The sequence below is a fragment of the Klebsiella sp. RC2 genome (assembly GCF_014192815.1).
Classification (GTDB): Bacteria; Pseudomonadota; Gammaproteobacteria; order Enterobacterales; family Enterobacteriaceae; genus Klebsiella; species Klebsiella variicola.
On sequence record NZ_JACHYL010000008.1, the window covers coordinates 1 to 25,543 of the forward strand.

Genomic DNA, 25,543 nt, shown 5'->3' on the forward strand with positions numbered 1-25,543 from the left:
AAGAGCAGACAGGTTTGTTCGTCGATGATGATTTCCTGCAGTTAAACGCCTCACCTCGATATTGTCTGCGTTTTACGAACTTCCGTTTTTCACTCGCAGCGGACCTTCAACTCAGGTAACCGTTCAACCTGATGTGCTGGTGTGAAAGGTGAAGCGGGGGGCCATGTGCTGCAAATCAAGATTCAGCGGTGCAGACTTTTCTGACCTTAAGGGAAGGGGGCGGCACACTCTGCTTCAGTGGGGGTAGCTAATCACCACAAATTGTTAGACACAAGGGATAGGGGGCGCCGATGCGGGTGACAAAGGTATCTCTGCCGCAGCCATAAAATCGATAAAACAGCGTATTCTCGGTGACAGGTAGCGGCTGGCGGGCCACAGGACCGAGAAATGCCCATCCTTGACGCAACAGCCGGGCAACACCTCCTGCAGTTGTCCCTCATCCATGGCCTCGCGCACGACAAAATCAGGCACACAAGCGATGCCCATCCCCGCCGCGCTTAAGCGAATGGCGGCCTCAATGTTATTGACCGTTACAACGGCAGCGGCCCTGAAATCTCCCGTCAGCCGCATATTGCGCAGTTCCCAGGGCTGGATCAGCCCCGTCGCGGGGAAGCGGAAAAAAATGCACTTGTGCGCCGCCAATTCCTTTGGCGAGTCGGGGGGCCCGTATTCCGCCAGATAGGCCGGGCTGGCGCAGAGCACAAAACGAAAGCCCCCCAGCTTTCTGGCGATCAAGCGGGAGTCAGCTAATTCACCGCTACGGATAGCAACATCAAATCCTTCATCGATCAGATTGACCAGCCGGTCACTAAAGTCGAGATCCAGTTCAACCTGCGGATAAAGACGGGTAAAGGCGGTGAGGGCGGGGAGCAACAGGCGGTAGCCAATGACGGGCAGTGAAATCCTCAGTTTGCCGGTGGGCTGTGAGAGACTGCTGGTCAGCTCTGACTCGGCCTCCTGGATCTGCTCCAGGATACTCTGGCAGCGCGTCAGAAATGCGGCCCCCTCCGCCGTCAGGCTGACGTTTCTGGTGCTGCGGTTGAACAGCCGGACCCCCAGTTTATGCTCAAGCCGGGCGACATTCTTACCCACCGCCGAGGCAGATATGCCCAGCAGCCTGGCGGCCTGAACAAAGCTTAGCGTTTCGGCGGTGCGGACAAAGGACGTCAGCGAGGTGAGGCTGTCCATCGATTATAAACCTTATGTCTCTTAAGAAGATATTTTCAGTCTATTTATCGGCATTAACATCCGCAATAGGATGGCGACAGTTTATTCATTCCTTGCCGACTGATGAGGGCCGCCCGATGTTACTCACCGCCAGAACACCTTCCCGATACGCCAGCGCCCTGGCCGCGCTTTCTGTCTTTATGGCGGCCTTGCTGCTGCCGTTAAGTTTTACCGGGGGCGTCATGACCACCCCCGCGATACAGCAGTCGCTGGGCGGCTCTCCCGCTGCGCTGTCGTGGCTGACCAATGGCTTTATGCTGACTTTCGGCAGCTTTTTGCTGGCCGCAGGGGTGACGGCGGATGCCATCGACAGAAAACGTATTTTTATCGCCGGCGCCGCGCTGTTTTGCCTGAGCAGCCTGCTGTTTTGCCTGACGCACAATCTCTTCCTGTCAGGCGTGTTGAGGGCTCTGCAGGGCCTGGCCGCGGCGATGATTTTAGCCAGCGGCAGTGCGGCGCTGGCCCAGCTGTATGATGGCGCTCAGCGGACCCGGGCATTCAGCATCCTGGGCACGGTGTTCGGCGCCGGCCTGGCGTTTGGCCCGCTGCTGATCGGCTTCATGACCGACGCGGTGGGTTGGCGCGGCGTATACGCCCTGTTTGCGCTGCTCTCGGCGATAGTTCTGCTTATCGGTCTGGCGTATCTGCCTGCGGCAGAAAAAAGCGAGCCGCGGACACCCGACAACCTCGGCTTACTCCTGTTTACGCTGGCCCTGATGCTGTTTACTGCATCGCTTATGGTCATTCCGGCCCGCGGTTTTTTATCCCTGACCACGCTGGCCTTGCTCATCGCGTCGGGGGGGCTGTTCGTGGCGTTTGTCGTACGCTGCCGGAGGGTGAACAACCCGGTGCTGGACATCTCCCTGCTGCGCCATCCGCGTTTTGTCGGCGTACTGTTGCTGCCTGTCGCCACCTGCTGTTGCTACGTTGTCCTGCTGATTATTGTTCCACTGCATTTTATGGGCGGAGAGGGGATGAGTGAGTCGCAGAGCGCACTGTATCTGATGGCGCTGACCACGCCGATGCTGGTTTTCCCATCCGTTGCGGCCCTGCTCACCCGCTGGTTTTCACCGGGGCACGTGTCCACGGCGGGACTGATGATGGCCTCCATCGGGTTGCTGTTGCTGGGGAACGCTTTTCACAGCCACCATCTCCCGCAGCTGGTGCTGGCGCTGATCCTCTGTGGAGCAGGGGCGGCGTTTCCCTGGGGGCTGATGGACGGCCTGGCGATTTCCGCTGTGCCGGTGGCGAAAGCCGGTATGGCGGCAGGCCTGTTCAACACCGTTCGCGTTGCCGGCGAGGGGATCGCCCTGGCGATAGTCTCCGCGGTATTAACGGCAAGCAATACCCTGACCCTGCAGAGTCGCGTTCACGGGTATGCGCCTGAGGTGATTGAGCGCGCCGCAGGCTGGCTGGGGGCCGGCAATATGCCGCAGGCGGCTGCGCTTTTGCCTGACTTTTCCCTCCGGGCGCTGCGCGAGAGCTATGACTCTGCTTATACGCTACTGTTTAGCGGGCTGGCGGTCGTCACCCTGGTGTGCGCCCTGATGGTCTGGCGGACGCTATGCCGGAAGGCGGGCGCTATCCAAACCCGCGACAGTGGATCCTGAACCCCTTGATAGCGCGGTGGCGTCACGCTTCCCGGGCTGCTCAGCGAACCTGAACTGTCATTGTTTCACTGGCGGAACTATGCTGATTAGAGCGGCCACATGCGCCGCCCCGGCCGCGGAAACAGTGACTCACAGGTGGCGGTATGGCGATTGATCCGGAACTGATTTACATCGAGATCCTGGAAACGGTGCTGATGGCCACCCTGGATCCCGATTTGTGGAAATCGGCATTGCAGAAACTGGCGTTACTGACCGGCCATCAGTACGCGGCATTTCTGTTTTACGACAAAGGCAATGCCCATCTGTTGACTGATTCACTCCTGCTCGAGGAGAAGGTCTTTACCGCCTATCGCGATGTATTTCTGGCTATCGATCCCGCCGAAAAAATATTGACCGCGTTACCGGTCGGGCAAATATATCGGGACCGGGAATATTTAGGCGATAAGTTTATTGCCGGCAGCGTCTATTACAATGAATTTCATCACCCCAACGACCTGAATCATCTCACCAGCGTCAAGCTGTGCACCATCAATGGCTATGCCACCTATCTGTCACTGATGACGGCCAATACGGCGGCTTATCCGCAGCCGGTGCAGTTTGAACTGTTCAGGCGCCTGATCCCGGCGTTAAAAACCGCCTGCCAGCTTCACGCCCGCTTTGAACAGCTGCGGGACACTATAAAATACCAGAGCGCGGTGATGGACAACGGGATCTACCCGGTATGGCTGGTGGATCATGGCGGTAAAATTCTCTACGCCAGCGCGCATGCCGAACGCTACCTGCGCGCCAACGCCCGCCTCTCCTGGTATAGCGGGGGCGATACGCTGTGCCTCGATACCGACAGTAAAAAGCTGAAACGCGCCATCGAGCAGGCCACCCGGACGGCAGAGCCGCCGAAGGCAGGGCTGTGCTATACCGCCGGGCGTCAGCCGAAACCGATCCTCGTGATCCCGGCAGCCCGTCTTGCCGGGGTCGCCTGCGTGATTATTCCCGAGCCGTTTCTCACCGGCAGCGCCTTGATGGAGCTGTTTAACGTCAAACCCGCCGAGAATGCGGTGGCGGAGCTGCTGGTGCGGGGCATGACACCGGGTGAATGCGCCTTACATCTGGGCGTGTCCATCGCCACCATCAGAACCCACCTCAGCGCCCTGTACCGGAAAACCCATACTCGTCATCAGGCTGAACTTCTGCTGATCCTCCGCGCGATTCACGGCTGATGGTTTCGCATCCTCAGGAATGATGGTCGCGCAGGAAAACCGTCAGCACCTCTTTTGGCGGCACGCCGCCGCATTCGCCAATCATCCAGCCCACCGCCCCGCGGTGATAGGCGCCGTGAAAGAGCATGTGGTTCAGCATCTCCATCGCGGTCATATTGCCGTCACCGCCGTCAACAAATTTGAAGGCGATACGTTCGTGAAAATCGGCGGGGGTCATGGCGCTGACGTACTGAATGTATTCGTCCGTACAGGCGGTCATGGCCTTTTCCAGCTCATCAACGGTTGGCGTCTCGGGGGTATTCAGCGCGGTGTAACCGTGCGGCCTGCCGCGCAGGTTCGCCCGGAAAATCATGTCAACGACATGGATATGGTTCATCAGCCTGATGGTCAGGTGACGTTTTTCGCCATATACCGTACCGTCAATTGCGCGGATCGCCTGTAAGGTGGCAAGGTCAATCCAGCGCTTGTATTTCAACAGCGTCACTACTGTGTCTTTGTCCATAGTCTGTCCCGGGTTGGTTGAGCCATTATCTTAGCGATTATGCCAGTGAGTTGTCATTCTCCAGCGCCAGGCACAAAAAAGCCTCGCCGGGGCGAGGCTTTTCAATAAGCTGGTGATTTAGTCAAACACACCGTTAATCACGGCGGTCACGATGGCAGTGCTCAGGGCGACCAGCACCAGGTCATCGCCGACCGCGCGCCATTCATAGCCTGGATAATAGGGCAGGTCGTTAATCATGGAAGCCGGCAGGGTCTTTTTCGCGATACCCGGAGGGAGCGGTTTGCCGCGGGCAACATTTTTGGCGATACCCGGAGGCAGCGCCTGATAGCCGACCAGACCGTAGTTCACGGCAAGGGAGCGCGCCCGTGAGAAGCTAATATCGCTGTCGACGTGGTCGGGTTTACCGTAGTTTTTGCGGTTGCCATGCTCGTCAGCAGACTGACCTTTATTCTGGCCTTTATTACCATGGTCGCCATTATTGCCATGATTGCCGCTATTGCCATGGTTACCACTGTTCCCGTGATTACCACCGCCATTACCGTTGCCATTACCCGGGTTGGCATACGCCGGCGCGGCCATGACGGCAAGAGAAATAACCGCCGCCAGTGCTGTTTTGAGAGTGCGACGCTTAAGCATGATGTTGTTTCCTTAATGGGGAGTACACGCTTAAAACATAAGAGAAAGCTATACCCCTGGCAATCTCATCATTTCTTATTTTTTGCCGGTTTTTAATCACCGGCGGGAAAGATAAAGGGAAAGCGATAGCGGGGCGCGGACAGGCAATTCCATTGCTGCGTTTTGACAGACGGGCGACCGCGCCCCGCTAAATGTGTTGCCGACAGGATCGCTCCCGGGCGTAGAGAAAAAAATGCCCGAAGCCATCGGGCAAAAATGAACAAAAATATTACGCTTCATTCATAACGCGTCTCACAAGACGGGGCGGATAGTAAATCCTGGCGCTGCCGTGCACAATCGGACGGTTGTTTAGAAATAAATAACCCCATCGACTGTGCTCAGGACGCGACCCCATGGCAGGCGACCCGATGGCCCGGGGCCACCTCGCGCAGCGCCGGAGCTTCTCTCCTGCACCGCTCGCTGACCTGCGGGCAGCGGGATGAAAAGCGGCAGCCGGGGGGCGGATTGGCCGGATCCGGGATCTCACCTTGCACCAGCGCCTGCGGTTCACTGTGCGGATCGAGGGTGGGCACCGCGGCCAGCAGGGCGCGGGTATAGGGATGGAGGGGGCGGCTGAACAGCGCATCGCGGCTGGCGCTTTCCACCAGCTGTCCCAGATACATCACCGCCACATCATCACATAAATGTTCCACCACCCCGAGGTCGTGGGAGATAAACAGGAACGTGACGCCGCGCTCGTCGCGCAGGTCGGAAAACAAATTGATGATCTGCGCCTGAATCGACACATCAAGGGCCGAGATGGGCTCATCGGCGACGATAAAATCCGGATTGAGGATCAGCGCCCGGGCAATACCGATCCGCTGGCGCTGGCCGCCGGAGAACTGATGCGGGAAGCGGGCATAGTGCTCCGGCGCCAGGCCACAGATCTTCATCACGGCGATCACCCGGTCATACAGCTCATCGCGGGTGCACAGCTTGTGCTGCAGCATGGCTTCGCCAATCGCGTCGCCAATACGCAGCCGCGGGTTCAGCGAGCTATAGGGGTCCTGAAACACCAGCTGCATTCTGGGCCGGATGGCGCGCAGGGCAGGCGCGGTCAGGTCGGCCAGCTCCTGACCGTGAAATTTCACGCTGCCAGCACTCTTCTCATACAGGCCAAGCAGAGTCCGGCCGACGGTGGTTTTACCACTGCCGGACTCGCCCACCAGGCCAAAAATGGTGCCCGGACGGATGTTAAAGCTGACGCCGTCCACCGCGCGAAGCTCGCCAGTCTGCTGGCCAAACAGGCCGTCGCGCAGCGGAAAATATTTTTTCAATCCATCCACTTCAATAACATAGCGTTCGCTCATGCTGTCGCCTCCGCAAATTCGCTGTAAAAGCAGGCGGCCCGCTGGCGCTCACCGAGCAGCGGCGGAATCGCCTCCCGACAGCGCGCCGTCGCCCGCTCGCAGCGCCCGGCAAAGGCGCAGCCCGCCGGCAGAGCGGCCAGATCCGGCACCTGGCCGGGAATAGAGTACAGCCGCCGACGCCGCTCACCCGGCACCGGGCGGGAGGCGATCAGCCCACGCGTGTAAGGATGTTGCGGATGCCGTAGCACCTCTGCGGTGGCGCCCTGTTCCACGATCCGTCCGGCATACATCACCACTACCTGCTCGGCCATCTGCGCGATCACTCCAAGATCGTGGGTAATCAGCATCATCGCCATCTGGCTGGCCCGCGCCCGGTCGCGCAGCAGGCGCAGGATTTGCGCCTGCACGGTGACGTCCAGCGCGGTGGTCGGTTCGTCGGCAATCAGCAGTTTGGGCTGACAGCTTAGCGCCATGGCGATCATTACCCGCTGCAGCATGCCGCCGGAAAGCTGGTGAGGATAGCGGGTCATCAGGCTGTCGCCGCGCGCCAGGCCGACCTCGCTTAACAGCTGGATGGCCTGCTGCCAGGCGGCTTTCGGCGTGGCGCCGAGGTGGCGGATCAGCGGTTCGCACAGCTGCTCCCCGATGGTCAACACCGGGTTCAGGGCCGACATCGGTTCCTGAAAGATCATGGCCAGTTGGTGGCCGCGCAGGTCGGCCATCTGTCTGGCTTTCAGCCGCAGCAGATCGCGGTCCGCGAAGCGGATCTCGCCGCCGTCGATGCGCGCCGCCTGCGGTGGCAGGAGACCCATCAGCGCCATGGCGGTGACGCTTTTGCCGCAGCCGGATTCGCCCACCACGCCAACGGTTTGTCCGGCCTGAATGGTGAAAGAGACCTCCTGCACCGCGCGCACGCGGGTGCGTTCGCCGGCGAAAGAGACGGAGAGATGATTAAAGGAGACTAACGGCGTGGTCATTTCAGCCTCGGTTTCATATTGGGATCCATGGCGTCGCGCAGGCCGTCGCCCAGCACGTTGATGGCGATCACGGTGATAAAGATGGCGATGCCCGGCGGCATCCACAGCCAGGGGCGGCGCTGGAAATCGATCAGGCTATTGGCAGCATCCATCATATTGCCCCATGACGGCGTCGGCGGTACCACGCCGAGGCCGAGATAGCTCAGCGCGGATTCACTGAGAATGGCGTTGGCGACGGCCATGGTCGCCATCACCACCAGAATCGGAATGGTATTCGGCAGCAGGTGGCCAAACAGCCGGCGACGCGCCGACAGGCCCAGCACCTGGGTGGCCAGCATAAAATCGCGTTCGCGCAGGGAGAGACATTGTCCGCGCACCAGCCGCGCCAGTCGGGGCCACTCCAGCAGGCTGAGCATCACCACCACCATATAAATGCGCGAGTCCGGGGAAAAATCGAGCTCAGAAAGCATCGCCCCGGCGACGATCAACAGCGGTAACCCGGGGATAGTCATCACCAGGTCGGCCACCCGCATGATCAGTTTGTCGGTTAACCCGCCGACATAACCCGAGAGGGCGCCGAGCAGGTAGCCGAGGCACACCGACATCACCATGGTCAGCAGGCCGATAATCAGCGAGATGCGCCCGGCCAGCAGCAGGCGGGTGTAGACATCGCGACCAAGAAAATCGGTCCCGAGCCAGTGTTCCGCCCCGGGCGGCTGGTTGATGCTCAGGGCATCGGTGACATCATCTCTCCATGGCGACCAGACGGGCCCCAGCACGCACCATACCGCCATCACCGCCAGCAGGATCAGGCAGAACATGGCCAGCCGGTTACGGCGCAGCTGTCGCCACCCCTGGCGCCAGGGAGAGGGGGGAATATGCGCCAGCGCCGGGATCGCCGCCTGCCGCTGGCGGCGACGGGAAGCAAAGTAAGACAGGATCATCATGACCTCACCCGAATACGCGGATCGGCCCAGGCGTACAGCACGTCGGCGAGCAAATTCCCGACGATCGTCAGCACCGCCAGAAACAGGGTAAACCCCATCAGCACCGGATAGTCGCGGGCGGCCAGCGAGTCGATATGGATGTGGCCTGCCCCCGGCCAGTTGAACACCTTTTCGGTAATGATCGCCCCGGAGAACAGCCCCGGCAGCTCGAAGCCCAGCAGGGTGATAATCGGCAGCAGGGCGTTGCGCAGGGCATGCTTGAGGATCACCGTGCGCTCCTGCAATCCCTTGGCGCGGGCGGTACGGATAAAATCCATTTTCACCACGTCGAGCATACTGGCGCGCACATAGCGCGTCAGGCTGCCCGCCTGCAGCATCACCAGCGCCAGCACCGGCAGCGCCAGGTGGGCGGCCACTTGCAGCACATACTGCCAGCCGCTCTCGTCGCTGCCGGTATTGGTCATCCCGCCTACCGGTAGCCAGTGGAGATCGACGGCGAACCATTTAATCAGCAGCAGGCAGAGGAAAAAGGTGGGGAACGACATGGCGGCAAACACCGCGACGCTCACCAGATGATCAAACCAGGAGCCGGGTCGCAGGGCAGAAACCACGCCGACCGCCAGGCCAATGCCCCAGTAAAAGACCAGCGCGACGCTGGCCAGCAGAAAAGAGTTCCAGATGTACTGGTTGAGCAACTGGCTGACCGGGATCTGATACTGCAGTGAAAAGCCTAAATCACCGCGCAGCAGCTGTCCCAGCCAGTGGAGGTAGCGGGTGAACAGCGGCTGGTCGAGGCCGTAAATCGCCTTCAGCTCTGCGGCGCGGGCGGCGGTCAGGGTGACATTGCCATCGATAAAGTCGCCGGGGGTTTTGGCAAACAGCATAAAAATAATGAAGGAGGCCAGCAGCAGCATCGGCAGCGTTTGCAGCAAGCGCCTCAGGATGAAATTTTTCATGATGGTCTCACATCAGCCGCCGGTTAACCCGGCGGCCAGGGGGATTTACTTGACGATTTTTACATCCGGCAGGCTGCCGGTCAGGCCGTTGTAGATATCCGGCTTAAAGCCGCTGACGCGGGCGCTGCTGGCGGAAAGAATGTTGCGATAGCCAAGCAGGATCACCGGCGGATCGTCGGCCAGCACTTTATACAGCTGGTGGTAGATCGGCTTGCGCTGTTCAATGTCGAGCACCGCGTTGCCGGCGTTAATCAGCTTATCGACTTCCGAGTTATGGTAGCCGGACTCTTTAGCTTCGCTGCTGTAGAAATCCCATACCCCGTCGTGCGGGTCGTTGAGGGTGCTGGTGCTAAAGGAGGCCAGATCGTAATTTCCGGCTTTACGCTGCGCCATCAGGGCATTGAAATCCACCACCTGCGGCTTCAGCAGCACGCCAATCTGCCGCCAGTTCTCCTTGGCGATGGGGATCAGTGCATCGTTGAGCACCTTCTTGCTCACCAGCAGGGTCAGCTCCAGGCGCTGGCCGTCTTTGGCGCGGATACCGTCGGCGCCAGGTTTCCAGCCGGCCTCATCCAGCAGCTTTTTGGCCTGTGCCGGATCGTAAGGGTAAGGGTTGACGCCTTCAGCGTTAAAGGCCCAGGAGATCGGGGCGATCGGCTCGATGGCGACTTTGCCGTACCCCTGATAGACCACGTCGATCAGCTTCTGCCGATCCAGGCCGTAAATCAGCGCCTGGCGCACGCGCTTATCCTGCAGCGCCGGGCGATGCACGTTGAACTCCACCTGGCTGTAGTCGCTGGAGCCGTAAAGATTAATGTTGGCGAAGCCGAGCATTTTCAGCTGCTCAATATCGTCGGGGCGTGAGGTAAAGGCGTCATAGTCGGTCTCCCCGGTCTGGAACAGCTGGAAGTTGGTCGACGGATTGGTCACGCGGTAGATAAAGCGCGGTGTTGGCGGCGTTCCACGGTAAAAATGGCTATTGGCATGGAAGCGTATTTCCTGACCGGGAATGTATTTGTCGTACACGTAAGGACCGTTGCCCAGCGGCTTGCCGTGCAGTGAACGCAGATAGTCGAGATTTCCCCGCTGATATCCTTTGCCGTACCAGGCTTTCGACAGCACCGGCCCGCCAATTTTGGCCAGCGTGGTGGCGCCTGGCTGCGTGGTAGTCACCTGCAGGGTGAGCGGGTCGATGACCTTCAGGCCGCTGACGCTGTCAGCCTTGCCGGCTTTGTAGTCCGCGCCGCCGGCGATATTGGCCAGGGTGATGTCGGTATCGCCATCATATTTGGGGTCGAGCAGGACCGTCAGGGTAAAGGCGACATCTTCCGCCGTCAGCGGTGAACCATCGCTGAAGGTCAGGCCAGGGCGCAATTTGATGGTATAGACTTTACTGTCCGGGCTGACCGTCCAGCTCTCCGCCAGTCCCGGGACCAGTTTACCCTGACTGTCCCAGTCGATCAGGCGTGAAAAAATGACGTTAGTCACGTTCTCATCCCAGCCGTTGACGAAAAAGTAGGGGTTAAAGATCCCCTGCGGCTCGGAGATCCCGGCCACCACCGTGTCTTTCCGCAGTTTGGCGCTGGCCGGGATCTGGCTGGCGTCGGTGGCCGGGGTGATGCCTTCTTTCAGGATCCCTTCAGCATGGGCAACAGAAGAAAATGCTACCACGCCGCCGAGCAGGGCCACTTTTAGCGCCAGGGCGAAGCGGGTTTTTCGGGTTTTTAATCCTTGTTGTAATCTGGACAAAAGTGCTACCTCATCAAATAATTGCGTGGTTATTTACAATTCATGACGAAAGATAAGAGGCGCACTTCGCCCTGTCTAACACTGAAACGCTATGATTTATAACTAATTATCCTTAGCAAAGGATCGGGAATATAATCCCATTCGATGGCTAAGAAGCAGTGGTTTCCGCTGTCTGATGATGGTGAGTCAGAATGCTGTCTGCGACCCAGCCATCCTGCGCCAGCGCGCTGGCGGCCAGCGGCCCGCTCAGCCGGACCTGCAGCTGGCCGATCACCCGGCCCTGAATGCGCTCGCAGTTGCTGTACAGCAGTCGGGCGTCGCCTCCCAGCAGGCTGGCGATATGCTGCAGATTGGGTTCGCGACCGCTGCTGCCGTCAAAACGTAAGGTCACGATCTGCTCGCCGTCGCGCAGCGGTGGCCCGGCCTCCGGGCGATCGGGGTGCTGCAGGCCGAGCATGGCGCGCGTCACCGGGTGCTGCGGGTTGCCAAACACGCGCCAGACATCGCCCTGTTCGACAATGCGCCCGCCCTCAAGCACGCTGACCCGATCGCAGAGGGTGCGAATGACCTCCATTTCGTGGGTGATCAGCACGATTGTCAGGCCCAGGCGCTGGTTAATCTCCTTGAGCAGGGTTAGCACCGACAGGGTGTTTTCCGGATCCAGCGCCGAGGTTGCCTCATCGCACAGCAGAATTTCCGGCTGAGTGACCAGCGCCCGGGCGATGCCGGTCCGCTGTTTCTGGCCACCGGAGAGGCGGGCCGGGTAGCTGTCGCGCAGCGCGCTGAGGCCCACCAGCTCAAGCATCTCGCTGACCCGACGCTGGCGTTCGCCGGCCGGGACGCCAGCCATCTTCAGCGGCAAGGCGATGTTCTGCGCCACGGTTTTGGTGGCCATCAGGTTAAAGTGCTGAAAAATCATCGCCACCCGCCGACGCAGATCGCGCAGCTGGCGCGTGGAGTAGCGCACGGTTGACTCGCCGTGGATGAACATCTCGCCGCTGTCGGCATTTTCCAGACGATTAAACAGGCGCAGCAGGGTGGATTTTCCGGCGCCGCTGCGGCCGATGATGCCGAAAATTTCGCCCTGACGGATGGTCAGGTCAATGTCATGTAGCGCCTGCACGCCGTTAGGATAGGCTTTGCTGATACCAGCAAACTCAATGTGGGTCGGTGGGGCGGGGATATGCGTCACGATGATGCGCTCCGTTAGCCCGGGCAGCGGCTGACGCCGCTGCCCGCGGTGATTAGAATCCAGGTAAAATTTTGCCCTGATAACGCGTCAGAATGAACTGACGAACTGCGTCCGAATGCAGCGCTTGCGCCAGCTTCTGAATGCCCGGGTCCTGAATATTGTCCGGGCGCGCCACCAGATATTCGACGTACAGATCGCTGCCTTTTTCCACCAGCAACGCTTTATCGGTGTCGATACCGGCCTCCAGCGCATAGTTGGCAAAGATAAAGGCCAGGTCGACCTGCTTCACCGCGCGCGCCAGCATGGCGCCCTCCAGTTCGCGGATCTTAAAGTGATGCGGGTTGCTGGTAATGTCCTTGGTTGCCGATTGCGGGTTGTGCGGATCCTTGAGGGTAATCAGCCCGGCGTTGCTTAACATCACCAGCGCGCGGCCGGTGTTCACCGGATCGTTAGGGATGGCGATCGTGGCGCCGTCAGGCACCGCGGCGAGGGTCGTGTATTTGCTGGAGTAGGCGCCGAAGGGCTCGATATGCACTCCCACCACCGGTACAAGGTTGGTGTGGCGGGTCTGGTTGTAGTTATCGAGGAATGGCCGGTACTGGTAGTAGTTGGCGTCGAGGTGTTTCTCCGCCAGCTGCTGGTTAGGCTGAATAAAATCGTTAAACACCTTGACCTGTAAATCGACGCCTTCCTTTGCCAGCACCGGCTTCACAAATTCAAGGATTTCCGCATGCGGCACCGGCGTGGCGCCGACGATCAGCGTCTCGTTAGCCAGCGCTGCGGTGGAGAAGAGGGCCAGCAGTCCGGCGGCAATAATGGATTTTTTCATGATAAGGGTTTCCTGAGCAGAGAAGGGTAAGTTATTTGCGGCTGACGTAGCGCACCAGGCGGTCGCCGCTCATTTGCAGAAGCTGTACCAGCGCAATCAGCATCAGGACGGTGACCACCATCACGTCAGTCTGAAAGCGCTGATAACCAAAACGAATGGCCAGATCGCCCAGCCCGCCGCCGCCGATCACCCCCGCCATCGAGGTGTAGTCGACCAGCAAAATGGCCGTCACGGTCACGGCGGCGATCAGCCCGGCCCGCGACTCCGGCAGCAGCGTGTGCCAGATAAGCTGCCAGGTGCTGCCGCCCATCGACCAGCTGGCCTCCACCAGGCCGTGCTCCACTTCGCGCAGGGCGGTTTCCACCAGCCGGGCGAAGAACGGGGCGCAGCCGGCGACCAGCGGCGGAATGGTTCCTTCCACCCCCAGCGAGGTGCCGGTCAGCAACGTGGTCACCGGGATCATCACGATGAGCAAAATGATGAACGGCAGGGATCGCAGTACGTTGACGCACAATGACAGCAGGCGGTAAAGGCGCGGGGCGTACAGCAAACGCGGCTCACCGGTGAGATAGAGCACAATCCCCAGCGGAAGCCCCAGCAGTACGGTCCATCCCAGCGACCAGGCCAGCATGGTAAGGGTATCGAGGGCGGCCTGGGCCACATCGTTCCAGTCGATTTCCGCGAAAAACGCCAGCAGACTCGTCATATCAGTTCCAGTCATGTCGTTGCGGGCGAATGCCGTTCAGCACCCAGTTGCCAAGCAACTGATACTTCCAGCGAACCGGGTCGTGCAGGGTGTGCACCCGGGCATTGCGCCAGTGGCGGTCTAGATTGAGCGACTCACCGGTGGCGCGAGTGCCCCCCAGCTCGAACAGGCGGCTGGCGGCCTCCAGCGCCACTTCGGTGGTCCAGATTTTGGCGCGGGCGACGGCCAGCGACGCCTCGGCGACATGCTCCTCGCTGAGGTCATTTTTATAGCGGTCGAGCACCCGTCCCGCCCGCTCCAGCAGCGCGTCGGCTGCCGCAAGGCGGCTGTCCAGTTGACCGATATGGTAGATAGTCAGCGGATCGTCGCTCGCCCGCGCCACACCGGCGTCGATCCACGGCCGGGCGCTGTGGCGCACAAACGCCACGGTATCGTCCAGCGCCGCGCGGGCGATCCCGGCATCTATTGCCGCGGTGGTCAACTGGGCGAAGGGGCCGGCAAGAGTCGGGCTGGCGTAGGACTTCCAGGTTGGGAAAAGGTGGAAAAGATTGACCGGAAGATTATCGGCCAGCACGGTGCCGCTGGCGGTGGTGCGCTGACCGAGGCACGCCCAGTCATTGACCACCGTCAGCCCCGGGCTGTTCTGGGGGACGAAAGCGAGCTGGGCGCGATCGTCGGCGTCCAGCGCCAGAATGCCAATCCAGTGGGCGTACAGCGAGCCGGTGCAGTAGCCTTTACGACCATTGATCCGCAGACCGTCTGCGCCTTCCTCGATACGGGTACGAATGTCAAGGACCGTTTTCCCCCCGGTTTCCGACAGGGCATTGGCGAAGCGATAGCCCTGTAATACCTGGGCGAAAAAGAACGCCTGCTGGTCGTCGCTGCCCTGCAGACGAATATCCTCCAGCAGGCAGTAGTGGTTCTGGGGGATCTGGCCTAACGACGGATCCGCCGCAGAGAGAATGGCGATAACCTGCGCGAGGGTCGCGGCCGAGACCTCGGCGCCGCCAAAGCGGCGCGGCACCGTGATGCCCCACAGTCCGCTGTTGGAATAGGTGTTGACGATCTCCGCCGGGACAATGCCCGTGCGGTCGCGCTCGGCGGCGCCGGGTTTGAGCACGGCGGCGATCTCATGGGCGATGGCGAGGGCTTCCGCATCGCTGGCAATAATATGCGCCTGCGGCGTGGACTGGGTGTAAGGCTGTGCGGGTGAACTGGCTGACATCATCTTCTCTCTTATTCAGTGAATAGCTTATGCACAAATTAGATAAATAAATAATTCATAATGCCTGTGGGTTATATGTGTGGGTAAGCAAAACACGTGCCAGTGAGAGAGGAAGGCGCAGTCGTGACAGGAAGCGGGTTGGCTATGTCAGCTGATGGAGCGGACTGCTGCAAATGCAGCGCCGTTTTGCGCCGGCTGTTGCAAAGGCAACAGGAGAGGAAAGCGACCGCCGGACCGAAGGAAGGAAGTCAGGCGGTGAGCGTGGCGAGGGCCTCAGCGTTTCTTTGCCGCAGGGGCGAGCAGTGAGGGGGCGGTCTCGGTTAACGGTTGCCAGAGCCGCTCGGGGTCGCTAAATCCCTCTTCCACGAGAGCAAAAAAGCGGCTGGCGTGGAGACCGTCGACGAAGGCATGGTTAAACCGCCCGGCCACCGGGATCACGCCGTTCTGTAGTTTCCCCCAGGTAAGCGCGGGCACCGCCGCGCCTACGGCATATTCCGCATGGGTCATCGAGGTGAAGTGGAGCCACGGCAGACAACTGGCGCAGATAAAATGCTCGCCATCGACGATGAGCGGCGCCGGCGTTGTTTCTCTTGCCGCGACGATCTTCGGCGTTGCCGCATCGCTGAAGGTGGTGAACTCGGGGGCGTTGTCGCACCATACCTGGCGGAATCCTTCCTCGACGGTCATCACCGGCGTCATTACCGCCAGGCTGTCATATTCAATCACCTCATCATTGCGCACGCGCTGCCGTAGCTGCGGTACTCCGTTTGCCGCGCGCAGCAGCGCATAGAGCGCGAGCTGAAAAAACGAGACCCGACGGTCCTTCGCACATTCGTACAGGCGCTGCGCCGCTATCGGGACACAGAGGTTAAAGCTGGGGTTGGCAAATTGTCGGTAAAAGGTGAAATGGTCCCGGCGGGGCCAGGTCGCGGTGTCGATAATTCGGTAACGTGCCATGAATGCCTCCTGAATACTGGCGGTCTGCTGACTATGCGACGATTTCAATCAGGTTGCCATCGGGATCGGCGATCACCGCCTCATAATAGCCGTCGCCGGTGGTACGCGGCGGCGAAACCAGTATCCCCGCATCCTCGGCGCGTTGGGCGAGGGCATCGACCTGTTCCGCCCCGCCTACCGAGAGGGCCAGATGCGCCCAGCCGGTATGGTTATTATCCGCGCTGGCCGGCTGCAGGCCAGGCCTGGTCATCAGCTCGATCACCACCTCGTCCTCGATGGTGACAAAATAGGAGGCAAAGCCGGGGTTGGTCTGGCTGAGGTATTTTTCATTGATGCTGGCGGCAAAGAACTCCACCCAGAAGCGGGCCTGGACGTCGAGCTGTTGGGTCCACAGGGCGAAATGGGCAATTTTCATGGTAAACCTCCGGGCAGGAACATTGACAATCAAAGCAGCGCAGACGATCATGCTTGCTGTTGCTCGTTTTTGATAATTTAAGGAGTTATCGTGCTCGATTATGCTGCTTTTCCCCAACAGCGACAAGCGTTGATTTGCCAGATCCTGCAGGAAAATGGCAGAGTGGTGTGCGCGGAGCTGGCGGCGCGGCTTCAGGTGTCGGAGCACACCATCCGCCGCGATCTGCATGAACTCAGTCGCGAAGGGTTCTGTAAAAAGGTGTATGGCGGGGCGGTGCTGAGCCTGCCGGAAGCCGGGGACTACAGTGAACGGAAAGATAAAAATCGAGCAACAAAACTCAGGATCGCGCAACAGTGTGCCAGGCTGGTGAAGCCCGGCGGCACGATTTTCGTCGATACCGGGACCACCAATCTGGCGATGGCCGAGGCGCTACCCGCTGAGCTGGCGCTGACGGTGGTAACGAACTCCCCGGAGATCGCCGCGGTACTGGTGAAAAAACCGTTGTATGACGTGGTGATCCTCGGCGGCCAGGTGCAGCGGGCGAGCGGCGGGTGCGTCGGCGCCGCGGCGGTGGCTCAGGTGCAGGGCATGTTATTCGATCAGGGTTTTATCGGCGGCTGCGCCATGGCGCCAGAGTCGGGCCTGACCGGTTTTGACTACGCCGACTGCGAGTTCAAGAAAGCGGTGATTAAGCAGTGCAGCGAAATTATCGTCGGCCTGACCTCGGATAAAATTCCGGCAGTGGCACGGTTTGTGGTGGCCGCGAGCAGCGATATCGATGTGCTGGTGGTGGAAGAGAACATCAGTCGCGAATATCGCGTTGCCTTTCAGCAGCACGATATTCGCATCCATACCGTGTAACCCGTTAGCGGTTGAGGGAGGTGGCGATAAGCCGCAGGCCCAGCGCCCCCAGCACCGTCGCGGTGGCGATGTCGATCCGCCGCTTCAGCCGCAGGTAGACGCGCCGCGGTCGATCGGCAGACAGCACCAGCGCCACCAGCGAATACCAGCTGACGTCAATCAGAAAGCTCATCAGCGGCACGATGTAGTAAAACGCGATGGGGATCTGCGCTGGCAGCAGAGCGGTAAAAATTGAGGCGAACACCAGCGCGGTTTTGGGATTGCTCAGCTGGGTATACAACCCATCGCGGAAGGTCTTCAGCAGTGAATGGTTGCCAGCCATGCCGCTGGCGGAAAAGTCCATCGGCTGCGCCGACCCGCGGAAAATTTTATAACCAAGCCACAGCAGATAGATCCCGCCCGCCACCTTCAGCCCAATAAACAGCTCCGGCACCGCGGTGAGCACCTTCTGCAGGCCCAGCATCGCCATAATGGAAAAAATGGCGGCGCCGGCGCCGGTACCGAGGGCGGTCACCAGACCGTGCACGCGCGAGCGAGCGACGGCATTGCGCGCGACAAAGATAAAGCTTGGGCCGGGACTGATCACGCCCATGATCAGCACCGCGGCAATGGCCATCAGGCTGGATAAGAACATAGCGACTCCTGTGATGTCCGCCGCCGGCAGGCGGTCGGTAACCTGTGAACGGTTGGGGTAGACAGAGTAGCAAACTGGTTCAGGAAATCACGTCAAAAAGGTGTGGATAAGGCAGGGCGGCGCGGGCGGTGGCGGCGCGCGTTTTCTGCGCAACTGTTTGAATAACGATTCCCATTCTTGTCATCAATGGTAAACTGAATAACTGTGATCTTTGTCATACCGTAATAACTACAGAGAAGAGACACTGCTATGCAACATATCATTGAGGGCTTCCTCAACTTCCAGAAAGAGATCTTCCCCCAGCGTAAAGAGCTCTTCCGTAGCCTGGCCTCCAGCCAGAATCCCAAAGCGCTTTTCATCTCCTGTTCAGACAGCCGTCTGGTGCCTGAACTGGTAACCCAGCAGGAGCCGGGACAGCTCTTTGTCATTCGTAACGCCGGGAATATCGTGCCGTCTTTCGGGCCGGAGCCAGGTGGTGTTTCTGCTACCATCGAATATGCCGTCGTTGCGCTGGGCGTGACGGATATCGTGATCTGCGGCCACTCCAACTGCGGCGCGATGAAAGCGATCGCCACCTGCCAGTGCCTTGAGCCGATGCCGGCGGTGTCCCACTGGCTGCGCTATGCTGATGCCGCGAAAGCAGTGGTGGAAAAGAAAACCTGGGCCAGCGAAACCGATAAGGTCAACGGCATGGTGCAGGAAAACGTCATCGCTCAGTTGAACAACATCAAAACCCATCCGTCGGTGGCGGTCGGTCTGCGCGACCATACCCTGCGCCTGCACGGCTGGTTCTACGACATTGAAAGCGGCGACATTCAGGCGCTGGATAAAAACACGAAATCCTTTGTTTCGCTGTCGGAAAATCCGGACGTCTTCTTCGAATAAAGCCGTTCTCAGGGCACGGAGGCCCTGTTCATCCCCTCACCACTCCACGCAAATTTTGCCAAAATGGGCGCCGCTTTGCAGATAGCGAAAGGCATCCGGTAAGGCTGTAAAATCAAACACTTTATCGATAACCGGCCGCGACGCCTGCAGGTTCAGGGCGTTGACGTAGTCCTGCTGTTGCCGTCTATTACCCACCACCAGCCCCTGCAGTCGGGCCTGTTTACTCATCAGCAGATGGGTGGGGACATGGCCCTCGAAGCCGGTCAGGACGCCGATCAGGGCGATGTGTCCGCCAACACTGACCGCCTCGAACGACTGCCCCAGGGTGCCCGGACCGCCCAGCTCCAGAATGAGATCGGCCCCGCGATGGCCGGTGATATCCTGCACCGCGGCGCCCCATGCCGGGGTGGTGCGGTAATTGATGAGATGATCGGCCCCCAGGGCGCGAGCGCGGGCGAGTTTTTCATCTGACGATGAGGTGACGATCACCTGTGCGCCCATACTTTTCGCCAGCTGCAGGGCGGTTATCGACACGCCGCCGGTACCAAGCGTCAGCACCGTATCGCCTGCTTTTAACCGTCCTTCGACGACCAGCGCGCGCCAGGCGGTAAGACCGGAGGTGGTGATGGTTGCCGCCTCCCTGAAACTCCACCCCTCAGGCGCATGGGTAAAATGGCTGGCCGGCCTGACGACATACTGGCAGGCGAACCCCTCCGCGCCATCGCCCGGGGTCTGACTGAAGTCGCTCACCAGCGGACCGGGGCGGCCATCCAGCCACTGCGGGAAAAAGCCAGCGACCACCCGGTCACCCGGCTGAAATTCGTTCACTCCGGCGCCAACCGCTTCCACCACGCCGGCGCCATCCGCCATCAGGATCCGCCGATCGGCGGTGGGAATTACCCCCGTTGCGACCAGCAAATCATGGTAGTTCAGCGAGGTGGCGTGCAGCGCCACCCGGATCTCTCCTGCAGCGGGCGCCCCGGGGTCAGCAAGATCGACAAGCTGCAGGTTCTCAAGCGAACCGGGTTTTTTGACTGTCCAGGCTTTCATCATCAGGCTCTCTTTTCTGGAGGATACAGTCAGTATTGGTCGGGAATGGAGCGAGCGCCACAGCATGCCTGTCGGCAAAACAAAGAAAGGGGAAGGGGTAAAAAAAAGCGCCGTTTTTAACGGCGCTTTTTTATTGCTAACGGCTAAAGGGATTATTTGCTCAGTTCAGCCGTCATGTGGACGCGATTATTAAACTGGGCGCTGGTGATTTTATAGGATGCACCCTGTTCCGCGGCCTGGGCGGCGATTTTTGCTTCAGCCCGGTCCAGGGTCGAGGCGGTAGCGCTGACGCTCTGGGCGAAGCTGACAGAAGAGAACAGAGACAGTGCCGCAACTGCAACGAAAGTTTTGATGGATTTCATGGTCGTATTCCTTAATCTGGTGTCTGATAAAGGGCTTTTCGCCCTGATGTGGTAAAGAATACGCTTGAATGTTGCAGGCTAAAATCAAAACAATTTGCGAATCTTGTTCAAATAATATGAATGTTTTTCCGCCGTGTGCAACGCGGCCTGCCGCTGTCGGGCAGGCTTTGCCCATGGCGTATAACTGGCAAGGTCGGGTGAGAGCGGGTTAAACGTTGGCCCGGAGATCATAAAATGATGAAAATGAGCATGGCTGACCAGGTGAAAATTAACCTTAATCCGTTCCAGTCCGTTATAGACTCGCTTGCGATTGATCCCCAACGTGGCCGCCAGTTGATTCACCGACTGTCCCTTCATGGTGGCGGCGATTATCCGCCTTTCCAGAAGGTTGAGGGGCGCTCGCTGACGGGAAGAGGTACTCTGACGCTGATGACGCGGCACCAGAGGCCAGCGACGATCGGCCAGCCTGCGCAAAAGGCGGCCAACCTCCGGAACGCTTTCCCGCTGGCTAACCCACAGGAGGGTATCCGCGAAAAAGGCGCGTCCGCGCCTCACGTTGCCGGCCGAGGTAAAGCCGACCACCAGACTCTGATAACGCAGGGCTAATTCAGCGGCGGCCTGATAATCGTGAAAGTTTTCCAGCGATAAAATAATCACATCCAGCCCAGCCGGATCGGGAAAATGGCTGAGTGGCAGCGAATGAATAATGTTCAGCCCGGGCAGGGTCTCCTGAATATCTCTGAAACACTGGGCGAGGCCGATATTAAAAAAAAGATTATTGCTGTGAATTAAAATATTCAACGGATAAACCCTGTTACAAGCGATGTAAACGGCGCGGAGAGGGGATTAGCTGCGTACCAGAAGTTTATTCATATCAGCAGGCGAGGCATTAATATAATTCATCATGCCCGGTGGTTTGAATGAGTAAATTTCGGCTACGACAGCATTGTTAATATAATACCCTGCGCACTTGACCCGAATAATTAATGCGCTTTCAACGCCTGCCTGGCTAAGACGGGATTTTAACGTCTGAATAACCTGCCATAATCGCTGCGCAGACGGGCGAAGGTTATTTTTTTCCCAGACGTTAATCATCAACTCTTCATCGCTGACCACCCGTTCTCTGCCATGCGCCAACAGATATTCCAGTAAACAGGCCATGGTACTGCGTAGCTGAACTTGCGTTCGCGTCCCTCGCAGCGCGATAATTTCCCGATGATGCAGGCAGTAGAAAATATTATCTGCTAACTTATAGCCAAGCAGTTTATAGCCCTTAGTCATCCACCACTCCCTGACAAATCCAGTTATTGCCGGTGCAGAGTACCTGCCTGCTGCTGACTGACCAAGGGAATTTTATTTGTTAGAATAATCAAAACAAATAACCATGTTTGTATACATAAGTAGAATAAAAATCTGATAAATGATTATTGCTCTGCAGGATTGTATGGTATAGGAAAAGTCTTAAACAAACGTCAGCCGCTGGTAAGCGGTTGAATATATAGGTGTCAGGAAAAACTAAATGCACTTATATTGATCTAGATCAATTTTGCTCATTTCAGGAGGCTTTCACCATTTACATAGTAAAACAAAGATTGAAATAACTTCCGTTACGCGATGATAAGCTGATTCTGAACTTATGGAACTACCCAGGGAATTGTTCATTACTTTTCAGGAGCGTTTTTATGGTCATTGCAACTCGTAAGCCTCTGTGTAACAAACGCTGGTCGGCCAGCCCGGCCTCCCAGGATCTTCAGTTGACTCAGCTACGCCACCCGTGGGTCGCCACCAAAGCCAGCTGCAAAAGCAAAAAAGCCTGGAAAAGCCGCAGTTAGCGGCCTGCCCAACCCCCTGACATAAAGCCCTGCTTGTCCCTGCGGACAAGCAGGGCTTACCTCTGCGACCTTTACACCGACTGCAACAGATAACCATAAGGCGTCTCCACCACCCTGGCAAAGCCGGGCAGACCAAGATGCATGCCGGCGATCAGCCATTGTTCGCTGGCGGCCTGGCGCAGCAGACATTCCCGGGTTTGTCGGGCCTGTTCAGGATCGACGTCGAAGGCGACCGACACCGACGTCCGGGTGGTCTGAATGGTCGGGAAATGGACAATATCCCCCCAGATGAGCAGCGAGGTATCGCCCGTCTCGAGACGATACCCGGTATGGCCGGGCGTATGGCCGGGCAGAGGGCACGGGTGGATCCCGGCGACCGTCTCCTCACCATCAACTTCGCGAATTTGCGCCGCGCAGATCGCCAGTACGCGGTGGACGAGCAGCACGTTGCGCCGGCCGCGATCGCTGGCGTTGTCCAGTGTGGATGCCGCCAGCCAGTAAGCGCGTTCCCGCGAAGGCAGGAACACCGTGGCGTTGGGATACGCCGGGGCGCCGGTTGCCGTCAGCAACCCGCCGATGTGATCCGGGTGCGCGTGGGTTAGGAGGATGGTGTCAATCTCCTCAGGGCGTACGCCGAGCAGCGCCAGAGTGGCGATAAGCGCACCGCCGACGCCATTGACTCCCCCGGTGCCGGTATCCACCAGTACGGTGTGCCCGCGTCCGCGGATAAGGTAGGCGCCGATCGCAATGGCCTCCGGTGAGGCTAACCCGGCGTTCCGCTGCAGGCGCTCCGCCTCCTCAGGCGTGATACCCGAGAGTAAGGACAGTGGCGCCGACATCTGACCATCACTGACGGCGGTCACCGTCAGATCGCCTGCGGTCAACGTATAAAAGGGAGCTGGTGTCATGGCGACCTCACGCGCGTTGCGCCGGGTTACGTAACCGGGCGGTGATGGGTTGATAGATAAAGACGGCGGCAGCCGTGGCCAGGTGATGCAGGTCGTCACGCGGGACGATGGCGGCATACCGGGTTTGTTGCGTCGCCAGGCCGCCAGGCAGCAGGACGATTGCCGGGGAGATGGGTAGCGTCTGAGGCGTATCGCTCAGCAGGAGCACCTCATCAGACCGGACCTCCCGCACGCCGCTATCTGCAACATAGAGGTGGCGGTGCCAGTCGGTGATCGCCGATTGCCAGCGGGCAAAATGGCCGCCACCGTTGCGGCGGTAGGCGTCGCTGTCGATGACGGTAGCATCGTGGATATCGTGCAGCGCCAGGTAGCGGGGGCACTCCTCGTTGAGGGCGCGGAAGCGCTGAGAGGCGTAAAAACCGGGCACAGAGACCAGCGCCGGCAGTTTTTCCTGATTGTAAAAGGTATTCCACGCTGTTTCGCTTTGGGGATCGGTGTAGGCGCATTCGACGACATAGAGCATAGTGACCTCGATGGACAGATGATTGAGCGCGCAAAGCGCTTTAGTGACTTTTCATCATCCTATCGGCTAAAAATGGCGCTGAAAAACGATGTTAATTCAATGGTCAGTGATATTCTGTCACTGACTTTCGGTGAGACTGCACAAGGAGCATTGGCTATGCGTCGTAAAATCCCCAGCAGCGCTGCGCTACTGGCTTTTGAGGCCGCTGCCCGTCACGGCAACTTTGCCCGCGCGGCGGCGGAACTCGCGTTAACGGAAGGGGCCATCAGCCGGCAGATTGCCCGTCTGGAAGCGCTCCTCGACAGTAAACTCTTCGACAGGACGGGGAGCCGGGTGCGGCTCAATCCGGCTGGCGCCCGCTATGCCCGCCAGGTCCGCGAGATCCTCGCCCGTCTGGAGCGGGATACCCACGACGTCAGCGGGATGCCCTCCGATGGACATAGTCTGGAGATCGCCGTGCTCCCCACCTTTGCCAGCCGCTGGTTAATTCCCCGGCTTGGACGCTTTGCAGCGCAGCATCCGCATATCGTGGTCAATATTGCCGCCCGCAGCGATCCCTTCATCCTCCCGGGCAGCGGTTTTGATGCCGCCATCCATTTTGATCACCCGGCGTGGACTGGCATGGATGTGACCTTTTTGTTCGAGGAGTATCTGCTGCCGGTCTGTCATGCGGCGCTGCTGACGAATGACGATCTCCCCGGGCAACTGAACCGATTGCCGCGCATTCACCGGCGGCAGAACCCTGACGCCTGGCTGCTCTATGCCCGGGAATGCGGGCTGGCGCTGGATAATCCGGCGCAGGGGCCGCGCTACGATCTGCATGAGATGGCCATCGCCGCGGTACTGAGTCAGCAGGGGGTGGCGCTGGTGCCGAAGATGTATGTGGAAAGCGAGCTGCGCGCCGGGACGCTGGTCGCTCCGTGGCCGGGCTCCCCGACGCTGGCCAAGCGCTTTTGTCTGATCAAACCCGGTGGCGGGGAGGGAGAGCTGGCGCTGCAGGTGTTTGAGCGCTGGCTGCAGACGGAGATTGCAGCCGGTTAAGTCAGGGCTGGCCCGGGGGGAGGCTGCGTCGCCCGCTGGCGGGCATATTTCCCCGGCGATATCCCGGTATAGCGGGTAAAGGCTACGCTGAACGCGCTGGCCGAGCCATAGCCGATGCGCTCGGCGATATCCGCAATGCTGATGCCCGTCTCGCTCAGCCACTGCATGGCCAGGGTCATTCGCCAGCCTAACAGATAGCCCATCGGGGTCATCCCGGTCAGGTCGGTAAAGCGTTCAAATAACGTCGAGCGAGACAGCGCGCAGTCGGCGGCCAGGGCGTTGACCGTCCAGCGTCTGGCGGGGGCCTGATGCAGCAGGCGGATTGCCTGGGCGACCCGCGGGTCGCTCAGCCCGCGCATCAGACCGGGGGTGGCGAGCGTGCCGGAGGAACGGATGGCCTCGATAAAAAGTAGCTCAACCATCCGCGCCAGAACGAAAGATTTGCCCGCGCGATCCGCCTGCGCTTCCTCTTTCAGCAGCCCGACAAAGGTGGCCAGCCGCGGTTGATTGCGGACCACCACAAAGGCTGGCAACAGCGAGGCCAGCAGGCTGGCGTTCGTTGAACCGGAAGCGCAGTGGCCAATCAGCGCCTGCATCTGCGCAGGCTTGTCGAGGGCTCCAAGCCGAAAGTGTCCCTCCGCCAGTTGCACCGGGATGGTCTCCAGCGCCGGTGAAGGGGGCGGGGTCAGGCTGGTTAGCGCGAAGCGGTACGCCGCCGGGATCAGAATAAAATCCCCGGCGCGCAGGATCTGCGGCTCATGCTGGTCTATTTCCAGCCGACAGCCGCCTTCCAGCACGACGCCATAAAATGACAACCCCTGGTCCGAGCGTATCACTCGCCAGTCTCCCGCCCCCTCAACGGTTTTGGTCAGCACCGCTCTGAGATTTAGCATGGCAATAACCTCCGCCAACGGATCGCTCATTTCCGGACTCCTGCTAAAGAATGATGGATT

The 25,543-nt window shown here is 59.4% G+C and carries 26 protein-coding genes and 3 pseudogenes; 7 read left to right on the top strand and 22 right to left on the bottom strand.

Features of this window, described 5'->3' with window-relative positions:
* Positions 1–251: 251 nt before the first annotated feature.
* Positions 252–1,188 (bottom strand): annotated as a pseudogene (locus tag FHW76_RS21835) (LysR family transcriptional regulator).
* Positions 1,189–1,304: 116 nt separating this feature from the next.
* Here FHW76_RS21835 and FHW76_RS21840 point away from each other — a divergent pair.
* The 3 genes and pseudogenes from FHW76_RS21840 (at position 1,305) to FHW76_RS26500 (ending at position 4,031) form a co-directional block, all read left to right on the top strand.
* Positions 1,305–2,837 (top strand): MFS transporter, encoded by a 1,533-nt coding sequence (locus tag FHW76_RS21840; RefSeq protein WP_131023641.1) that lies wholly within the window; start codon positions 1,305–1,307, stop codon positions 2,835–2,837.
* A 143-nt stretch (positions 2,838–2,980) separates the two neighbouring features.
* Positions 2,981–3,094: pseudogene (locus FHW76_RS26495) on the top strand (LuxR family transcriptional regulator); the annotation flags it as partial.
* A 681-nt stretch (positions 3,095–3,775) separates the two neighbouring features.
* Positions 3,776–4,031 (top strand): annotated as a pseudogene (locus FHW76_RS26500) (transcriptional regulator).
* Between the two features lie 36 nt (positions 4,032–4,067).
* Here FHW76_RS26500 and FHW76_RS21850 read toward each other — a convergent pair.
* From FHW76_RS21850 to FHW76_RS21910, 13 genes are all read right to left on the bottom strand, one after another.
* Positions 4,068–4,556, bottom strand: coding sequence for a DinB family protein (locus FHW76_RS21850; RefSeq protein ID WP_008804584.1), 489 nt, complete (start codon positions 4,554–4,556; stop codon positions 4,068–4,070).
* Between the two features lie 117 nt (positions 4,557–4,673).
* Complete coding sequence (locus FHW76_RS21855; protein WP_008804585.1) at positions 4,674–5,192, bottom strand: anti-virulence regulator CigR family protein; 519 nt, start codon at positions 5,190–5,192, stop codon at positions 4,674–4,676.
* Between the two features lie 377 nt (positions 5,193–5,569).
* The gene (locus tag FHW76_RS21860) at positions 5,570–6,541 is read right to left on the bottom strand and encodes an ABC transporter ATP-binding protein (RefSeq protein ID WP_012541493.1); all 972 of its coding nucleotides are present in this window, start codon (positions 6,539–6,541) and stop codon (positions 5,570–5,572) included.
* Entirely contained in the window at positions 6,538–7,518 is a 981-nt protein-coding gene (locus FHW76_RS21865) for an ABC transporter ATP-binding protein (RefSeq protein ID WP_008804587.1), read from the bottom strand. Before FHW76_RS21865 ends, FHW76_RS21860 begins: the two co-directional genes overlap by 4 nt.
* Complete coding sequence (gene opp4C, locus FHW76_RS21870) at positions 7,515–8,465, bottom strand: oligopeptide ABC transporter permease (RefSeq protein ID WP_117105629.1); 951 nt, start codon at positions 8,463–8,465, stop codon at positions 7,515–7,517. The genes FHW76_RS21865 and opp4C overlap by 4 nt, the downstream gene beginning before the upstream one ends.
* Positions 8,462–9,421, bottom strand: a complete 960-nt coding sequence (locus FHW76_RS21875; RefSeq protein ID WP_012968022.1) for an ABC transporter permease — start codon at positions 9,419–9,421, stop codon at positions 8,462–8,464. The genes opp4C and FHW76_RS21875 overlap by 4 nt, the downstream gene beginning before the upstream one ends.
* Positions 9,422–9,466: 45 nt before the next feature.
* A complete protein-coding gene (locus tag FHW76_RS21880) occupies positions 9,467–11,170 on the bottom strand; it encodes an ABC transporter substrate-binding protein (RefSeq protein WP_183476990.1) in 1,704 nt (567 codons plus the stop codon).
* Between the two features lie 148 nt (positions 11,171–11,318).
* Positions 11,319–12,362, bottom strand: a complete 1,044-nt coding sequence (locus tag FHW76_RS21885; RefSeq protein ID WP_183476992.1) for a methionine ABC transporter ATP-binding protein — start codon at positions 12,360–12,362, stop codon at positions 11,319–11,321.
* Positions 12,363–12,414: 52 nt separating this feature from the next.
* The gene (locus tag FHW76_RS21890; RefSeq protein WP_008804592.1) at positions 12,415–13,191 is read right to left on the bottom strand and encodes a MetQ/NlpA family ABC transporter substrate-binding protein; all 777 of its coding nucleotides are present in this window, start codon (positions 13,189–13,191) and stop codon (positions 12,415–12,417) included.
* A gap of 31 nt (positions 13,192–13,222) precedes the next feature.
* On the bottom strand, positions 13,223–13,897 hold the full coding sequence (locus FHW76_RS21895; protein WP_008804593.1) for a methionine ABC transporter permease: 675 nt from the start codon (positions 13,895–13,897) through the stop codon (positions 13,223–13,225).
* 1 nt (position 13,898) lies between these two features.
* Positions 13,899–15,125 carry an SfnB family sulfur acquisition oxidoreductase gene (locus FHW76_RS21900; RefSeq protein ID WP_183476994.1) on the bottom strand — a complete coding sequence of 409 codons (1,227 nt, stop codon included), beginning with the start codon at positions 15,123–15,125 and terminating at the stop codon, positions 13,899–13,901.
* 270 nt (positions 15,126–15,395) lie between these two features.
* The gene (locus FHW76_RS21905) at positions 15,396–16,079 is read right to left on the bottom strand and encodes a CatA-like O-acetyltransferase, family 1 (RefSeq protein ID WP_012541497.1); all 684 of its coding nucleotides are present in this window, start codon (positions 16,077–16,079) and stop codon (positions 15,396–15,398) included.
* A 31-nt stretch (positions 16,080–16,110) separates the two neighbouring features.
* Entirely contained in the window at positions 16,111–16,494 is a 384-nt protein-coding gene (locus tag FHW76_RS21910; RefSeq protein ID WP_049010532.1) for a VOC family protein, read from the bottom strand.
* Positions 16,495–16,584: 90 nt separating this feature from the next.
* Between FHW76_RS21910 and FHW76_RS21915 the strand changes: the two genes are divergently transcribed.
* Positions 16,585–17,355 carry a DeoR/GlpR family DNA-binding transcription regulator gene (locus FHW76_RS21915; RefSeq protein WP_039103693.1) on the top strand — a complete coding sequence of 257 codons (771 nt, stop codon included), beginning with the start codon at positions 16,585–16,587 and terminating at the stop codon, positions 17,353–17,355.
* A 4-nt stretch (positions 17,356–17,359) separates the two neighbouring features.
* Here the strand turns inward: FHW76_RS21915 and FHW76_RS21920 are convergent, their stop codons facing one another.
* The gene (locus FHW76_RS21920; RefSeq protein WP_072125910.1) at positions 17,360–17,989 is read right to left on the bottom strand and encodes a LysE family translocator; all 630 of its coding nucleotides are present in this window, start codon (positions 17,987–17,989) and stop codon (positions 17,360–17,362) included.
* A 249-nt stretch (positions 17,990–18,238) separates the two neighbouring features.
* Here FHW76_RS21920 and FHW76_RS21925 point away from each other — a divergent pair, with 249 nt between their 5' ends.
* Positions 18,239–18,874 (top strand): carbonic anhydrase, encoded by a 636-nt coding sequence (locus tag FHW76_RS21925; protein ID WP_008804599.1) that lies wholly within the window; start codon positions 18,239–18,241, stop codon positions 18,872–18,874.
* 36 nt (positions 18,875–18,910) lie between these two features.
* On the opposite strand, the gene FHW76_RS21930 is transcribed toward FHW76_RS21925, so the two are convergent.
* The 4 genes from FHW76_RS21930 to FHW76_RS21945 all read right to left on the bottom strand — a co-directional run bounded on the left by FHW76_RS21930 (position 18,911) and on the right by FHW76_RS21945 (position 21,567).
* Positions 18,911–19,927, bottom strand: a complete 1,017-nt coding sequence (locus tag FHW76_RS21930; RefSeq protein ID WP_196530643.1) for an NAD(P)-dependent alcohol dehydrogenase — start codon at positions 19,925–19,927, stop codon at positions 18,911–18,913.
* 149 nt (positions 19,928–20,076) lie between these two features.
* Positions 20,077–20,286 carry a YdgH/BhsA/McbA-like domain containing protein gene (locus FHW76_RS21935; protein ID WP_004202908.1) on the bottom strand — a complete coding sequence of 70 codons (210 nt, stop codon included), beginning with the start codon at positions 20,284–20,286 and terminating at the stop codon, positions 20,077–20,079.
* Positions 20,287–20,370: 84 nt separating this feature from the next.
* Complete coding sequence (locus tag FHW76_RS21940; protein ID WP_022066444.1) at positions 20,371–21,087, bottom strand: hypothetical protein; 717 nt, start codon at positions 21,085–21,087, stop codon at positions 20,371–20,373.
* Positions 21,088–21,132: 45 nt separating this feature from the next.
* The gene (locus FHW76_RS21945) at positions 21,133–21,567 is read right to left on the bottom strand and encodes a winged helix-turn-helix domain-containing protein (protein ID WP_012968028.1); all 435 of its coding nucleotides are present in this window, start codon (positions 21,565–21,567) and stop codon (positions 21,133–21,135) included.
* 401 nt (positions 21,568–21,968) lie between these two features.
* Here FHW76_RS21945 and FHW76_RS21950 point away from each other — a divergent pair, with 401 nt between their 5' ends.
* On the top strand, positions 21,969–22,118 hold the full coding sequence (locus FHW76_RS21950; RefSeq protein WP_012541503.1) for a hypothetical protein: 150 nt from the start codon (positions 21,969–21,971) through the stop codon (positions 22,116–22,118).
* Between the two features lie 71 nt (positions 22,119–22,189).
* Here the strand turns inward: FHW76_RS21950 and FHW76_RS21955 are convergent, their stop codons facing one another.
* Positions 22,190–23,026 (bottom strand): MBL fold metallo-hydrolase, encoded by an 837-nt coding sequence (locus FHW76_RS21955; RefSeq protein WP_032730549.1) that lies wholly within the window; start codon positions 23,024–23,026, stop codon positions 22,190–22,192.
* A gap of 7 nt (positions 23,027–23,033) precedes the next feature.
* Positions 23,034–23,549, bottom strand: coding sequence for a hypothetical protein (locus FHW76_RS21960; protein ID WP_023340262.1), 516 nt, complete (start codon positions 23,547–23,549; stop codon positions 23,034–23,036).
* A 156-nt stretch (positions 23,550–23,705) separates the two neighbouring features.
* Here FHW76_RS21960 and FHW76_RS21965 point away from each other — a divergent pair, with 156 nt between their 5' ends.
* Positions 23,706–24,590, top strand: coding sequence for a LysR substrate-binding domain-containing protein (locus FHW76_RS21965; RefSeq protein WP_032700936.1), 885 nt, complete (start codon positions 23,706–23,708; stop codon positions 24,588–24,590).
* On the opposite strand, the gene FHW76_RS21970 is transcribed toward FHW76_RS21965, so the two are convergent.
* Positions 24,587–25,513, bottom strand: coding sequence for an AraC family transcriptional regulator (locus FHW76_RS21970; protein ID WP_032730545.1), 927 nt, complete (start codon positions 25,511–25,513; stop codon positions 24,587–24,589). The genes FHW76_RS21965 and FHW76_RS21970 overlap by 4 nt on opposite strands.
* Positions 25,514–25,543 lie beyond the last annotated feature (30 nt).